The organism is Phyllobacterium zundukense (genome assembly GCF_025452195.1).
GTDB classification, from domain to species: domain Bacteria; phylum Pseudomonadota; class Alphaproteobacteria; order Rhizobiales; family Rhizobiaceae; genus Phyllobacterium; species Phyllobacterium zundukense_A.
The window spans coordinates 547,519-562,753 of record NZ_CP104971.1; the positions used below are offsets into that span (position 1 = coordinate 547,519).

At 58.1% G+C, this 15,235-nt stretch carries 15 protein-coding genes; 3 read left to right on the top strand and 12 right to left on the bottom strand.

Annotated elements, in window-relative coordinates; all coding sequences use genetic code 11:
- The 12 genes from N8E88_RS07250 to N8E88_RS07305 form a co-directional block, all read right to left on the bottom strand.
- Positions 1-1,098, bottom strand: a complete 1,098-nt coding sequence (locus N8E88_RS07250; RefSeq protein ID WP_262291305.1) for a FecCD family ABC transporter permease — start codon at positions 1,096-1,098, stop codon at positions 1-3.
- 116 nt (positions 1,099-1,214) lie between these two features.
- On the bottom strand, positions 1,215-2,093 hold the full coding sequence (locus N8E88_RS07255) for a heme/hemin ABC transporter substrate-binding protein (RefSeq protein ID WP_262291306.1): 879 nt from the start codon (positions 2,091-2,093) through the stop codon (positions 1,215-1,217).
- A 9-nt stretch (positions 2,094-2,102) separates the two neighbouring features.
- Positions 2,103-3,161, bottom strand: a complete 1,059-nt coding sequence (locus N8E88_RS07260) for a hemin-degrading factor (protein ID WP_262291307.1) — start codon at positions 3,159-3,161, stop codon at positions 2,103-2,105.
- Between the two features lie 21 nt (positions 3,162-3,182).
- Positions 3,183-3,392, bottom strand: coding sequence for a hemin uptake protein HemP (hemP, locus tag N8E88_RS07265; RefSeq protein WP_112531533.1), 210 nt, complete (start codon positions 3,390-3,392; stop codon positions 3,183-3,185).
- Positions 3,393-3,692: 300 nt separating this feature from the next.
- A complete protein-coding gene (locus N8E88_RS07270) occupies positions 3,693-4,637 on the bottom strand; it encodes a substrate-binding domain-containing protein (RefSeq protein WP_262291308.1) in 945 nt (314 codons plus the stop codon).
- Positions 4,638-4,750: 113 nt separating this feature from the next.
- Positions 4,751-5,761: an ABC transporter permease gene (locus N8E88_RS07275; RefSeq protein WP_262291309.1), complete on the bottom strand. Its 1,011-nt coding sequence runs from the start codon at positions 5,759-5,761 to the stop codon at positions 4,751-4,753.
- Complete coding sequence (locus N8E88_RS07280) at positions 5,758-7,305, bottom strand: sugar ABC transporter ATP-binding protein (RefSeq protein WP_262291310.1); 1,548 nt, start codon at positions 7,303-7,305, stop codon at positions 5,758-5,760. The genes N8E88_RS07275 and N8E88_RS07280 overlap by 4 nt, the downstream gene beginning before the upstream one ends.
- A complete protein-coding gene (locus tag N8E88_RS07285) occupies positions 7,305-8,477 on the bottom strand; it encodes a Gfo/Idh/MocA family protein (RefSeq protein ID WP_262291311.1) in 1,173 nt (390 codons plus the stop codon). The genes N8E88_RS07280 and N8E88_RS07285 overlap by 1 nt, the downstream gene beginning before the upstream one ends.
- Before the next feature lie 11 nt (positions 8,478-8,488).
- Positions 8,489-9,544: a sugar phosphate isomerase/epimerase family protein gene (locus tag N8E88_RS07290; protein ID WP_262291312.1), complete on the bottom strand. Its 1,056-nt coding sequence runs from the start codon at positions 9,542-9,544 to the stop codon at positions 8,489-8,491.
- Positions 9,545-9,572: 28 nt separating this feature from the next.
- Complete coding sequence (locus N8E88_RS07295) at positions 9,573-10,589, bottom strand: LacI family DNA-binding transcriptional regulator (protein ID WP_262291604.1); 1,017 nt, start codon at positions 10,587-10,589, stop codon at positions 9,573-9,575.
- Between the two features lie 257 nt (positions 10,590-10,846).
- Positions 10,847-11,116 (bottom strand): hypothetical protein, encoded by a 270-nt coding sequence (locus tag N8E88_RS07300; protein WP_262291313.1) that lies wholly within the window; start codon positions 11,114-11,116, stop codon positions 10,847-10,849.
- Positions 11,117-11,209: 93 nt separating this feature from the next.
- Positions 11,210-12,235, bottom strand: a complete 1,026-nt coding sequence (locus N8E88_RS07305; protein ID WP_262291314.1) for an Ldh family oxidoreductase — start codon at positions 12,233-12,235, stop codon at positions 11,210-11,212.
- An 81-nt stretch (positions 12,236-12,316) separates the two neighbouring features.
- Between N8E88_RS07305 and N8E88_RS07310 the strand changes: the two genes are divergently transcribed.
- Genes N8E88_RS07310 through N8E88_RS07320 form a run of 3 tightly spaced genes read left to right on the top strand, consistent with a single transcriptional unit; the run spans position 12,317 to position 15,195 of the window.
- Positions 12,317-13,033, top strand: coding sequence for a GntR family transcriptional regulator (locus tag N8E88_RS07310; protein ID WP_262291315.1), 717 nt, complete (start codon positions 12,317-12,319; stop codon positions 13,031-13,033).
- Between the two features lie 27 nt (positions 13,034-13,060).
- Positions 13,061-14,023, top strand: coding sequence for an SMP-30/gluconolactonase/LRE family protein (locus N8E88_RS07315; protein WP_262291316.1), 963 nt, complete (start codon positions 13,061-13,063; stop codon positions 14,021-14,023).
- 41 nt (positions 14,024-14,064) lie between these two features.
- A complete protein-coding gene (locus N8E88_RS07320; RefSeq protein WP_262291317.1) occupies positions 14,065-15,195 on the top strand; it encodes a sugar ABC transporter substrate-binding protein in 1,131 nt (376 codons plus the stop codon).
- The last annotated feature ends 40 nt before the right edge of the window (positions 15,196-15,235 follow it).

Genomic DNA, 15,235 nt, shown 5'->3' on the forward strand with positions numbered 1-15,235 from the left:
TCAAAGATCCACAATGCCGCGGCGGCGCAGCAGTATCCACAGGAAGAAGGGCGCGCCGACAGCTGCCGTAACGATGCCGATCGGCAATTCCGCAGGGGCGACGATGGTGCGGCTGACGGCGTCCGCGACCAGCAGCAGGCTCGCACCCAGGAGTGCGGATGCCGGGAGCAGATAGCGATGGTCCGGTCCTATGACCAGCCGAAGCAGATGCGGCACCACAACGCCGACGAAGCCGATGCCACCGCTGACGGCAACGGACGCACCAGTTGCGGCAGCGACCACAATGATGGCCACGCGCTTGAAACGCTGGACCGGAATGCCGAGGTGGCTTGCCGAGGCTTCACCAAGTGCGAGAGCATTGAGGCCGCGCCCAAGAAAGGGAGAAACCAGCAGCGCCGATACGATAAAGGGACCAGCCGCAGACATCTTGGCCCAATTGGAACCGGCGAGTGATCCCAGTGTCCAGAACGTCAGATCGCGGAGCTGCCTGTCATCGGCGAGAAATGTCAGGAGGCCTATGTACGCCATGGCCATCGCGCCAAGTGCAATACCGGCCAGGAGCATTGTCGCGATGGAGGTTTGACCGCGCCGCGTGGCGACGCCATAGAGAATGAGCGTGAAAACCAGGGCGCCGATAAAGGCGGCAATCGGCAGGGCAAATATACCGAAGGTCGAAATGAACGGTGTGAGAACCGTCGTGCCAAGGACAATAACGCTGACGGCTCCAAGACCTGCACCCGCGGAGACGCCGACAATACCGGGATCCGCGAGCGGATTGCGAAACAAGCCCTGCATCACCGCACCGGAGACAGCAAGCGACGCTCCGATCATCGCGCCGAGAATAATGCGCGGCAACCTTATATCCCAGATGATGATGCTGTCGCGCAGGGAAAGGACATTATCGTCACTGCTTGCGCCTCGAACCAAAGCGCTGACAACAGATATGACCGAAGCGTCGGATGCGCCAGCCGTAAGGCTGAACAGCATCGTCGCCAGCAGAGCAAAGCCCAGCACTACGATGACGCCCCTGGCCAGGAATGAACGGTCGCCTTCCGCACGGGTTTTGCTTTGCCCAGACCGAAGAGCGGCAGGTCTCACTGGAGCAATTCCGTTTTTCCTAGTATCACGGGATTGCTCCAGCTTTTTGTTTTTACGCAATTCCGAACGGAAAACCGTTTCACACTTTTCCTGGAATTGCTCTAGAACAGACTCGCTCATTGGCTCGTTTCAGTGCCGTAGAACGCCTTGGCCAGATCGTGCACCGCTTCCGCCGTCCGTGGCCCGAAGCCGAGCAGATACTGCCCGCCCATGCGCACGATGTTCTTTCTCTGGCCGGCAGGCGTCGCTGCAATCGCCTTGTTGGCGAGAAGATCCGCGTCGGTTGTAGCGCGCGGCCCGTGAATATCCATCACGAGAATGACATCCGGCTGCGCCGTGAGGATCGCTTCGTCGGTCATTGTCTTGTAGCCGGAATATCCGGTAACGACATTGTCGGCGCCTGCAAGTTGGATGATGCCGTCGGCAGCCGTCTTGGTGCCTGCTGCCATGATTTTTCCGCCTGTTGTACTGAGGACGAAGAGCACACGTTTGCGGGTCTTGATAGCTTTGGTTTCGGCTTTCGCCGCCGCCAATTTCTGCTCGACTTTGGCAGATAGCTTCTCGGCCTTGTCATCGACGCCGAGTGCCTTGCCGACGATCCGGATTTTTTCCGACACGTTTTCGGCCGTGTAGTTTTCCGGAACGAACACGAAAGGTACGCTGGCTTTTTTCAATACGTCGATGGCTTCACGCGGGCCTGAACCCTCAACGGCAATGATCGCAGTCGGGTTGATCGACAGGACGCCTTCCGGCGACAACGCACGCATGTATCCGACATCGGGAATCTTGTGCGCAGCTTCGGGGAAAACGCTGGTGGTATCGCGGCCGACCAACCGCCCCTCCTCACCCAGATCGTAGATGATTTCGGTGATCGACCCCCCAATGGACACCACGCGGCTTGCATCGGGAATGGGGCCGGAAATCTCTTCTGCCATCGCAACGGCTGGCAGCGCCAGAATGCCGAGCGCTGCCACCATGAGGGGGAATCTGTTCATTGTCATTTCCTATGCCGCAGCACGCATGAGGCGTGGCAGCGCTTCGACGAGCTGACGCCAATCGCCACGTTCGCCGGAGCCTTCATGGCGCTTGCCGAAAAACTGGATGATCATGTCGCCCTCTGCGCCATAGGCTTCGAGCGAGGTAACATGCCCGTCCTTGGTAGGCTTGCGCACAGCCCACAACTCCGCGATGTGATCAGTACGCAGATGCATATGAAAGGTTTCGTCGAGGATATTGATCCATGATCCCATCGGCTTCACGTTGTGAATTGGTCCCGAATGAATCTGGATGCAGCCGCGATTGCCGATGAAGCACATGATCGGCAATTGCTCCTGCGCTGCATCGTGCATCATTGCGGTCAATGCGGCCGTGTCGAGTTGCCAGGCATAGTCTTGTCCGATCACCTGCACCGCCTGATGGCGGGTCATATTGAAGGAGCGCAGGATGCCGAAGAATTCGTGGACATCCTTCATCTGGGTCCAGCGGTCGCGTAAGCCGGCCGCATCCAGTTCGTCAAGCTCTGCGGTTTTTTCCTCCGGCTTCGGCAGGGCTGTCAGTTGCAGTGACTGTGACTGATCATCGAGACGAAGTTTGGCAACGAGAGTCTGGTAGGCTTCCAGATTGGAGGCTGGGCGAAGATGGATCTTGTGGATGGCCTCGCCGGCTGCATCGAAGAATTGCAGACTGCGGCGGACGTCTTCGCCGTCCTGCTTTTCGACGGCAAAGCCATGTGCCCAGGCATTGGGAAAAAGCCGCATATCGATCTGCTCGCCGAGCAGCATGGAGGCGTGCTTGCCGACGATCGGCTTGTCATAAACACCGATCTTCTCATGGACGGCGCTCTCGTTGCGGGTGAGCGCCATCACTTCGCCAAGCGATTCGATTTCAGTCAGGAAGGTTTCGATGTGCGGGTTGATACGAACGACATTGATCCCGCAATAGGCGGCCACCAGCTCGGCTTCCGAGATCTGCAGCTGCTGCGCAAGGTCGCGCTCGCGCATTTTCGGGTTCTCAGCCCTCGCCTGCCGAATTGCCTCGGGTGTTGGTTTTACTGCGTTAGTCATGTTTCAGCCTGTTGATGGGAACTATTTATTCAGGATCAGTTTGCCCTGCCGGGTAATTTTGAGACGGTAGAGGGAGCCAGCGTGTTCAATGCCAACCTCGTTGGTGCCGTCGAAAAGGATGTCGCTACCGTAGACGCGGATGTCCTTTTGTATCGGCGCGGAAAAATTGGCGCGCACCGGCGTAGTGTTGGGGAGACGCACCTGCATATCGATGATCTGACGTGGAGACATGGCAGTGGGCCTTTTCTGTTCCTTTTGTCCGGGACAGCGCTGCTCGCATTATCCCACTTATTTAAACTTGACTATGTTATTCATCTTTATTACTCAATCGAAACAAGAGTCAACAACTCAAGTTAAAAAGACCTGTCAATTTGCAGCAAGCCCTGGCCATAGCATGACCGCTGTTACAGCCATATTCCTGCTTGCCGCAACAGGGTGGCGTCGGGGTTAGAGTCCCCCCGGCGCCAACCCTGGCCAAACAAAAAAGGGCCCTTGCAGGCCCTTTCTTTTTCAATGGATATGCGTCTCAGATCAGAAGGGCGAATCCGGGAAGTAGAATTCCTTGGCGTTGTCCTTGGTGACCAGTGTCGCATCGAGGATGTATTTGCCGCGCACAGGGACCTGGTCATAGAAGTTTGCGACCGTGAGTTCCATTGCCGTGGCGATCATTGAAGGCGGATAGAGCACGTTGATCGGTGTCATCGCATCACCATCGGCAACGCGCTTGATCATGTCCTTCATACCGGCGCCACCGATGACTAACTTGATGTCGGTGCGCTTGGCCTGATCGATGGCCTCGAGTACACCAACAGCCATATCGTCATCCTGGCACCATACGGCGTCGATCTTCGGAAACTTGGTCAGGTAGTCCTGCATGATCTTGAAGGCATCATCGCGTGACCAGTTACCGAACTGCTTGTCGAGAACCTTGATGCCGCTGCCGGCGATTGCATCGTCAAAACCCTTCTGGCGCTCTTCGTCGATGACGATCGGCAGACCACGGATGACAACAACGTCACCGGTCTTCAGTGTGTCCTTGAGATATTCGCCAGCGACGCGGCCGAGCTCCGGATTGTTACCGGCAACGTAAAGATCCTGAATCGTCGGATCGGACAGAGCGCGGTCAACCACGGTAACGAAAACGCCCTTTTCCTTGACCTGACGCAGAGGATCGGTCAGTTCGTCGGAATTGTGCGGCAGGGTAACGAGTGCGTCGATGCCCTGCGTCGTCAGATCTTCGAGTGCATTCGCTTGCGATGCTCCATCAGGCGAAGTCTTGATGGTGATCTTGAGGCCCGGATGAGCAGCCTCGAGCAGCTTGGCAGCCCGTTCTGCGTGGTAGACAACGCCGCCCGTCCAGCCGTGATCTGCCGCAGGTATCGACACGGCAATGTTGACCTCTTTGTCCTGAGCGTAGGCCAAGGTCATGCTCGAAGCGAGCGCCGCCCCGGCAAGACCGATCAAAAGTTTACGCATTTGGTTTCTCCCAATTTAGCTCGGGCCTTGATTGCGGCTCGGTGGGTGGCCCTTTTCCCCCCGTTCCCTTAGAAGGGGCAGCCTCCCGCCCCCTTACGCGTATAGTCTGCCGACTATTTTTTCTTTTGCAGGGTGCGCTGCACCAGCATGGCGATAATGATGATCGTGCCCTGTACCGCGCCGATCAGATATTCACTGACGATGTTCGAAAGCACCATGATGTTGCCGACGATCTCCAGCATGAACGCACCGCAGATCGTACCCCAGATGCGGCCGACACCGCCGCGCAGTGCAGTGCCGCCGATGACCACAGCGGTGATCGCCTGGAGTTCCCACAGCATGCCTGTCGTCGTCGTCGCGGCGCCGAGGCGCGGGACGTAGACGACGACGGCGATGGCGACGCAGATGCCTTGAATGATGTAGGTCATGGCGCGGACGCGATTGACGTGGATTCCCGAATATTTTGCCACATCCTCGTTCGAGCCAACGGCGATCACGTGCCGTCCGAACGATGTCTTGTAAAGGATGAACGCGCCGAGCAGGCCCGCGGCGATAATGACCCAGACCGGTATCGGCAGGCCGAGAAACACCCCGGTGTAGACCGGGCGGAACATATTGCGCATCGCGATGGATTTCATCGCGATCGAACCGCCATCCGCCAGCCAGACCGTGACCGACCGGAAGATCGCCATGGTGCCCAGCGTGACGATGAAGGGCTCTATCTTGCCGATGGTGATAACCGCGCCGTTGAGCAGTCCCGCAAGAGCGCCGACACCGATGGCAACCACGATACCCGTGGCCAGCATGGCTACATCACCGTCTATGGAAGCCGAGTTCAGGAACAGGATCATGATACCGGCGACAAGCGCGGCCATGGAGCCAACCGACAGATCGAGACCGCCTGCGGAGATGACGAATGTCGCGCCAATCGCAATGATGGCAATGAAGGACGACCGGGTCAGAACGTTGAGCAGATTGTCGATCGACAGGAAATTTGGGTTGACGAGAGCCCCGAGAACGAACAATGCGGCAAGCGCCAGGAATGGCGCAACGGCCGTCTTGTCGAGATCCGCCAGCTTGCGGCCGAAACCGCGTGTGTCGGTGATTGTTTTCGTGTCGGTCATGCGTTCCCCGCCGAGTAAAGCTCTGCTTCGTTGATTTTGACGCCAGTGGCGTAGACGACGATCTCGTCTTCGGTCATTGCCTCGCCCGTAACCTCGCCGACAATGCGTGACGAACGCATGACGAGGATGCGGTGGCATATGCCGATGAGTTCCTGCATTTCCGAGGAAATGACGATGACTGATTTGCCAGTTTTGGCGAGATCGGAAATGAATTTATAGATCTGTTCCTTGGTGCCGATGTCGATGCCGCGTGTCGGCTCGTCGATGATGACGATGCTGGGCTCCAGCAGCATCATCTTGGCGAGCAGCAGCTTCTGCTGGTTGCCGCCGGAGAGCTGTCCGGCGAGAAGGTCGCGGCGACGCGCACGGATATCGAAGTCGGTAATCGCCTTGTCGAGGCTGTTATCTTCGCGCTTGCGCTCGATGAGCGGACCCCTGGTGAACTTCTCCAGCGTCGCCAACGTAAGATTGGTGCGCAGATCCTGGGCGAGGAGCAGCCCTTTGCCCTTGCGATCTTCGCTCAGGTACACGATGCCCGCAGCCATACTGTCGCGCACCGTTTTGAACTTGACCGGATTGCCGTTGAGCTTGACTTCGCCGTGGCCAGTGCGCAACCCGACGATGCCTTCGAGAAGCTCGGTCCTGCCAGCGCCGATCAGTCCCGCAAAGCCCAAAATCTCGCCTTTGCGCAAGGTGAATGATGCATCGCGCGCATAGCCGGGAACATCGAAGTTCTGGACCTCGAGCACGTTCTGACGGCTCGCCGTATCTTCGCGCTCCGGATAGAGCTTCGACATGTCGCGCCCGACCATCAGCCGCGCCATATCCACCGGCTGCAGTTCCGAGGCTTCGCGTGTGGCGATGAGCTTGCCGTCGCGCAGCACCGTGATGCGGTCGGCGATGGCGCCCACTTCCGGCAGGCGATGCGAGATATAAAGGATGGCTACGCCCCTGTCCCGAAGGTCGCGGATGACTTTCAATAGCGCTTCTGTTTCGAACGGTGTCAGCGACGCGGTTGGCTCATCGAAGATCACGACGCGATGCGGCACCTGAAGCGCGCGAGCGATCTGGACCAGTTGGCGCCGGGCGATGGAAAGCCGCGAAATCTGCGTCGTAGGATCGATATCGGCTCCGAGACTTTGCACAGCCTCGGCGGACTGGCGGTTCATCTCGCGGTCATTGACCATGAGCCCGCGCTTCAACTCGCGACCCATGAAGATGTTTTGCGCCACGGTCAGGTCCGGCGCGAGCAATATCTCCTGATGCACCAGCACCAGACCACGATGCTCCGCGTCGACGGGTCCGGCAAAGTGCACCGGTTCCCCATCCATCGCGACGGTACCGCGCGTCGGCTTCAGGTGTCCGCTCATAAGCTTCATCAGCGTCGACTTGCCGGCACCGTTTTCACCGATGATGGCATGCACTTCGCCGGGCATCACGCGCAGGCTGATGTCCGTCAGCACTTCGACCGGGCCGAACGCCTTGGCTATACCTCGTGCTTCAAGCACTGGCACTGTCGCAGCCTTGGTTGGGTTGTCGCTCATCACACCTTCGTCCAAACGCCGCCCGCCTTGGATGACTTCACCGCAGCCTCGATGAATTCCATCCCCGCAAGCCCATCGTCCACAGTCGGAAAAATCACATCCTTCGGGGGGTTTTTTCCGCTACGCGCTGCGATGATCGCTTGCGCAGCCTCGGCGTAGATATTCGCGAAGCCTTCGAGATAGCCTTCCGGATGACCGGATGGAACGCGGGTCAAACGCGCCGCCTCCGGCGATGCGCCAGCACCGCCGCGCGTGAGCAATTGCTTCGGTTTGCCGAAAGGCGTGTACCAGAGATAGTTTGGATCCGCCTGCGTCCATTCGATCCCACCCTTGGTGCCGTAGATGCGCAGCTTGAGGCCGTTCTCATTGCCTGGAGCCACCTGGCTCGCCCAGATCATGCCCTTGGCACCGCCTTCGAAGCGCATAAGAATTTGCACATCGTCGTCGAGCACCCTGCCCTCGCCAAAACTGGTGAGCTCGGCGCAGAGTTGCTTGAGCTTGAGTCCTGAAACGAAACAGGCAAGGTTATAGGCATGTGTGCCGATATCGCCGATGGCACCACCTGCACCCGAACGCTTCGGATCAATGCGCCATTCGGCCTGCTTGTTGCCCGTGGCTTCGGTTTTCTCCGTCATCCAGTCTTGCGGGTATTCAGCCTGCACGACACGAATGTCGCCGAGCACGCCCTTGGTAACCATGGCGCGTGCCTGACGCATCATCGGATAGCCGGTGTAATTATGCGTGACGACGAAGAGCTTGCCGGTCTTGTTGACCAGCGACACGAGTTCCTTTGCTTCTTTGACAGTCGTGGTCAGCGGCTTGTCGCAGATGACGTGGATCCCCGCTTTCAGGAATGCCTTTGCCGCTGGAGCGTGCATGTGGTTCGGCGTGACGATGGAAACCGCTTCGATGCCGTCGGGACGCTTGGCTTCGGTCTTGGCCATCTCCTCGAACGAAGTGTAGGCGCGGTCTTCGGCGATGCCGATTTCCTTCGCGGAAGCTTTGGCGCGCGCCGGATCGGAAGAGAGCGCGCCTGCAACGAGCTCATACTGATCGTCCATGCGCAGCGCAATTCGGTGCACTGCGCCGATGAAAGCGCCCTGCCCGCCTCCGACCATACCGATACGGATACGGCGGCTTGCGGGTTTCGCCCTGGATGCTCCAATAGCCATTATTCGATCCTCTATTTCAGGCCAAGAATACGGCGATTGGCCGCGTCATCGGTGCCAGAGCCGGCAAAATCATCAAACGCGCGCTCGGTGACACGGATGAGATGTGCGTCGATGAACTGCGCTCCCTCGCGGGCGCCGTCCTCGGGATGTTTCAACGCGCATTCCCATTCGAGTACCGCCCAGCCATCGAAATCATAGGCGGTCAATTTCGAGAAGACCGCACCGAAATCGACTTGCCCGTCGCCGAGCGAGCGGAAGCGGCCCGCGCGGTTGATCCAGGATTGGTAGCCCCCATAGACGCCCTGCCGGCCGGTCGGATTGAACTCGGCGTCCTTGACGTGGAAGGCTTTGATCTTCTCGTGGTAGATGTCGATATAATCAAGATAATCGAGTTGCTGCAGGACGAAATGAGACGGATCATAGAGTAGATTGGCGCGGGAATGGTTTTTTACCCGCTCCAGGAACATCTCGTAAGTGATGCCGTCGTGCAGATCTTCACCTGGATGGATCTCATAGGCGGCATCGACACCCTGCTCGTCGAAATAGTTGAGGATCGGCGTCCAGCGTTTCGCCAGCTCATCGAATGCCGCCTCGACGAGACCCGCCGGACGCTGCGGAAACGGATAAAGGAATGGCCATGCCAGAGCCCCTGAGAACGTCGGTATTGCCTTGAGGCCGAGGTGTTTTGAAGCGCGGGCGGCGCGCCTGAGCTGATCCACCGCCCACTCTTGCCGTGCTTTCGGATTGCCATGCACTTCCGGTGCGGCAAAACCGTCCATCAACTCGTCATAGACCGGATGAACCGCCACGAGCTGGCCCTGAAGGTGGGTTGCGAGCTCCGTGATGGTCAAGCCATGCGAAGCGGCAACACCGGCGATCTCGTCGCAATAATCCTTCGAATCGGAAGCCTTCTTCAGATCGATGAGGCGTCCATCCCAAGCCGGTATCTGGATACCCTTGTAGCCCATCCCCGCTGCCCATCCGCACATGGCATCGAGCGAATTGAACGGCGCCTCGTCGCCCGCGAACTGCGCTAGGAAAATGGCCGGTCCCTTGATCGTCTTCATGTCAATCCTCCAATTCCAGATTTTGCCGTCAAGGCATGTTGTCCCTGAGAAATATATCGATGCGAATGTGTTCCTGACCTGGAACGATCGGGCGTCCCTCACGTAATGCGGTCAGGATACGGGCAGCGCTGCGCGCCATGTGACCTGCATCCTGATTGATGAGCGCGTCCACCGTGCCACGCACGAGATGGCGGCGCGTCGAGGTTGTCAGTTCGTGCGCGACGAAGATCACGTCGGAAACGTGGTTTGTCGCTTCGAGCGCAGCGATGACGCCCGCCTGCCCGCCGCCGGCATTGTAGATGGCGACGAGGTCGGGATGATCCCGCAGCAGCGAGCGGGTGACGGCCTCGACGCGTGCGTTCTCGTCGCGCGCTTCGCGCACGGGCAGCACTTCGAGGTTTGGATATTCGCGGGAGAGTATCTGTTCGAAACCGAACTGGCGCTCGACGTGATCGCGCAATGCCAGCGACCCGGCGATCATGCCGACCTTGCCCTTGCGCGGCCCGACGAAGCGGCCGATCAGCGAGGCAGCTGTTCGCCCGGCAGCAAAGTTGTCTATGCCGACATAATGCGCCCGCCGAGAATTCGGCACGTCCGACACGAGAGTAAGCACGACCACACCGGCGTCTGCCAAGGCGTTGATCGCCTCGGTGACAGCGGGATGATCGAGTGCGACTACGGCGACACCGTCGATACCGGACGGGAGCTTTTCGAGGGCTGCCGCAAGGGCTTCACCGTCGAACGTATCGACGTGCTGGATCGACAGGCGGACACGTTCCTGCAATTGGCGCTCGCGCGTGGCCCGGAATTCGGCGCCGAGGGCCATCATGAATTCGTTTTCGCCGGTCGGCAGGATGATGCGGAAATCATAGTCGCGTCCGCGAGCGAGCCGGGATGCATGTGGATCCGGCAAAAAGCCAAGCTGTTTGATGGCCGCATTGACGCGTTCGATGGTGCGCGCGTGCACACCAATCCTTCCGTTCACGACACGATCAACCGTTGCTAAACTGACACCGGCTTCTCGGGCGACGTCTTCGAGCGTCATCTTCCCCACGAGAATTCTCCTCCGCCTAAAGTCTTAGATCAGCGAAATGAGGTGTGCAACTCTTTTTGAGTGGTTTTGATGGGAAAATTTCACGTCATTTCTCGCGCGGACACAGCGACGATGACGACCGAATGGTTCAAACGCGAACCCGCGGTGGAACGCTGCGTCTTTGAATTGCTGAGGAACCGCGCGCGAAATTCAGCTTCGTCAACTTTCGAGCGACGGCGTTTTCTGCTGCGGTGCTTGGGATACCGCGATCAGTTGTCTTTCCGCGAGACGAATTTGTTGAATCGGCTCGGTTTTCCGTCCTCGGTCTCTTCCTGATAGAGAAAGGCGAGCTGGCGATCATCGAAAACTTCGAAAAAATCGTCCCATGATATCTTCTCGAGGTTTTCTTCCCGTTCGCCGAAATCGATCCGCAAGATACCGCCCTCATCGCGTCCTGTAACCTTGGATGGCCGGCCATCCCGCGCCTCCACCCATTTACGAATGAGCTTGTGGTCTGTCGTTGATTGCGTCGAAGACATTTTTCCACTCCCTCTCTGGGGTTGATCGATGCTATCGAACGCATCGCCCATCAGAGGAGTTCCCGTTCCGGTCAAGAAAATGCAGCTTGATCGCTAGAAATTGAGGAACGCTGCTGTATCGCTATCGAGCGGTATGCCGTCCCGCAGACGCTGCTGTTCCACGGCCCATTCGCGATCGCCCGGCGCCATGACCTTGCCGCCGTCGATGGCGGGAACTGCCCGGAGCTGATCGAGGTAAGCGCGCATACCTGCGGCAAAGATGTTCGCACCTGCAAAGCGTGCAGGATCGATAGCCAGAAAGAAATGTCCCATATTGCGCGGCGTCGATATGTCGTCGCTGTTGACCATGGGGATAAAATCAGGATCGAGCGTCGTGCCTGTGAGGACAGCGGAAAGGAGAGTCGCCACACCGGCAAGTCCGGCGCCCTTGAAACCGAAGCCTGCGCCACCTAGTGGCAACAGCATCTGCGCTACATTCGGATCCCGCGTAGGTGCGCCTGCAGCGTCCGCTGCTACACCGTCAGGCAACTCTTTGTGCAAGGAACGATAGAGCAGGACACGGTTGAGCGGGATGGACGACGTCGCCATGTCCAGCAGCCATGGCTTTTCGCCCGTTACCGGTGCGGCAAAGGCGAGCGGGTTGGTTCCGTGAAATGGTTCGGCACCATCGAAAAGCCCCACGATCGAGTCGGTATTGGTGGTGGCAAAGCCGATCATGCCCGCTTCCACAATGGCGAGGGCATAGGCGCCTGCAGCCCCTAAATGTGAGGAACGGGTCGCGCCAACGGCACCTATGCCACTTTCCCGGGCGATCTCGATGGCGACAGCCACAGCGCGATATGCGGTTAGATGACCGAGCCCGTTATCGCCGTCGACCATGGCTGTGGCAGGGCCAGTGCGGTGACATGAAACAGCAGCTCGCGGATTGACGCGACCGCCGCGCAGGACCTTGCAGTAATGCGTGATCAAGCGCGCGCCATGACTGTCGATGCCAAGAAGGGATGCGTGCATCAGGGCTTTTGTCGTTGCGGCTGCCGCCTCATCAGGGACGCCTTCGGCCACAAGCGCAGCCAGAAGGCGTTTTGCAAGCTCATCCACCTTAACGAGAATTTCCGCCATCTGTTCATCCCCACAAGTATCTAGATGTCTGTGCCGCTAATATATGATATCTCAGATATAAGCACGACAGGAGATGTCTTTGTGACCCTAACGCTTGCGAGAGGTCCTTCATTGACGGAACAGGCGGCCGCGCATATCCGCAGCCGCATTGTACACGGTACGCTGCAGTGCGGCGAACCCTTGTCCGAACTGGCGCTGGCTCAGGAGCTTGGGGTAAGCAAGACTCCGGTACGCGAGGCGCTTCTGGAATTGAAGCGCCAGGGCCTTGTCGAAATACACCCTCAACGCGGCACCTTCGTCTTCGAAATGAGTTCAACCCAGGTCGTGCAGCTCGCCGAGATGCGTTCCATACTCGAACTCGCCGCCCTTCGTCTGGCCATGGAACGCAATCGGGATGCCCTGCGCCGCCGTTGGGCCGAACTTGTCGCCGACATGGATGTGGCGATGGCAAATGGAAACACGCAGGATTATCGCGTTCTCGACGGGATGTTCCATCAAGCAATGTTCGATCTCGCAGAAAATCAGTTTCTGTCCGAGACGTTCACCGTTATCGCGTTCCGCATCCAGGCCTTGCGCAACCGGCTGTCACTCGATCCTGCGCTCAATGAAAAGTCGCATGGAGAGCACAAGCGCCTGCTGGAGCTCGTTACGAAGAACGACAATGAGAAGGTTGTGGAATTGCTAGCCTGGCATATTGAATGGACACGTTCTTCTTACATTGAATTGCTGGGGGTGCCTGCAGCCGACAACAGACCAACGCGCAATAGTGAGCGGCGGCTGAAAGCCGTGAAACGATAGTAGCCGTATTCGGCGGCGTGAAAAAGCATGACGGATAGATATGGGGAGGGCCAATCATTGGGAACGGAAGAGGATTTTCTTTCATCGGACGATGAACAGTTCGCGTCTTTTTTTCCGAACGGCGCCAGGCTGGAGCGGATCGCGACCGGCTTTATCTGGGCCGAAGGGCCGGTCTGGATCAACGAAACGCATGAACTGCGCTTTTCCGACATTCCCAATAACCGGATGATGTCCTGGTCACAGGATAAAGGCTTGCAGGTGTTCCGGCAGCCGTCACAACGAACCAATGGCAATACACTGGACCGGACCGGCGCGATGATTTCCTGCGAACATGGCGGACGCTGTGTCAGCCGCACCGGCAAGGATGGCAGTTATGAGGTTCTTGCGACGCACTGGAAGGGCAAACGCCTGAATTCTCCCAATGATGTGGTGGTCAAATCCGATGGTTCCATCTGGTTTACCGATCCGCCCTACGGCATCATTTCCGATCATGAAGGCATTCGCGCGCCGAGCGAGATCGGCAGCAATCAGGTTTACCGGATCGATCCGGAGACGCACCTCGTCGAGGTGGTGGCGGATGATTTCGACCGGCCGAACGGTCTCGCCTTCTCCCCTAACGAAACCGTGCTCTACATCGCCGATTCCGGTCGTGCTCGCGGCCATGGCTTCGGTTTTGACGATGCGCGTCCGCATAACGTGCGCGCTCTCGAGGTGATCGACGGAAGAAAACTTGGGAACAGCCGCGTGGTCGCGGAGATCGACATGGTGCCGGACGGACTGCGCGTCGACACCGAGGGGCTGTTGTGGATATCCGCCGAGGACGGCGTTCACTGTTACACGCCTGATGGAAAAAGGCTTGGCCAGGTTCTCGTACCCGAGGTCGTCGCCAATCTCACCTTTGGCGGGCCCGAAAAATCGCGGCTGTTCATTGCGGCTACGAGTTCGATCTATGCACTGGAGACGACACGGCGAGGTGTGCAAACCCCGTAACTGGCAAGCAAGAAGATAATTAACAAGGAGGAGGAACCGAAATGAAAACGACACTTAAATATCTGGCGGCTGCTACTGCTGCCACTCTGGCAATGACGGTATCTGCCTATGCGGCGGGGCCTGAAATCGTCAAAGGTCCGAGCAAGGACGCGGAATGCTTCAAGCCGCTGACGGCGGAAACGAAGTTTTTCCAATGGCCCAAGAAGGAAGGTCCGTACCGCATAGCGCTTGCCAACGGTTTCATCGGCAACACCTGGCGTATCCAGATGATTCAGACAGCAAAGGCTTATGCTGCCTTGCCGGAGGTGAAGGCCAAACTCAAGGAATTCAAGGTGGTCTCGACTGGCGACGATGTCGCTGCCCAGATCGCGGCGGTGGATAATTTCATCAACTCCGGCTATGACGCAATCGTTGTCAACGCGCAGAATCCGACGGCATTCAAGCCGGTCATCAAGCGTGCCAATGCCGCTGGCGTGGTCCTCATCGCTTTCGACAACACACTTGATACTGATGAGGCCGTCAATGTGAATGTCGACCAGAAGGGGCTTGGCGAATTGTGGGGCAACTGGCTTGTCAAGAATGTGCCTGGCAACAAAGGCAAGCTGCTCGAAGTACGCGGCGTTACCGGCACGTCCGTCGATCGCGATCGTCATGAGGGCATTCAGGAAGTCCTGAAAAAGTCTGGCGGACAGTGGGAATCCGTAGAGGTCGTCGGCCGCTGGGATGACGGCACTGCGCAGAAGGTCGTGGCTGATGCCATTGCCGTGCACAAGCATTTCGATGGCGTTTCCGTTCAGGGCGGCTCGACGGGAACAGTGCGTGCCATGATCGACGCGAAACATCCTTTCGTTCCGGTGGGCGGTGAAACGGAGAATGGTTTCCGCAAGCTCTGCGCCCAATATTCCAAGGATGGATTGAAATGCACCTCCGCAGGTACCGGCCCTGCGCAGGTTGCCGTTGCCATCAAGACTGCGATTGCCGCACTTGAAGGAGAGGTCGTCCCGCAATCGATTTCGCTGCCGCTGTCCATTGTCGAAGATCCGAATTTCAAGGACGGCGACAGCTTCTATTCAAAAGAAACCGACAACTTCTTCGTTGGTAATTCCTTCCCGACCTGCGGCATCAATTTCAGTGCACAGGAAATCATGGGTCAGACCAAAGCCGATCAGTAAATCTGCAATGTCGGGGCGCAGAATGTGCGCCCCGGTTCTC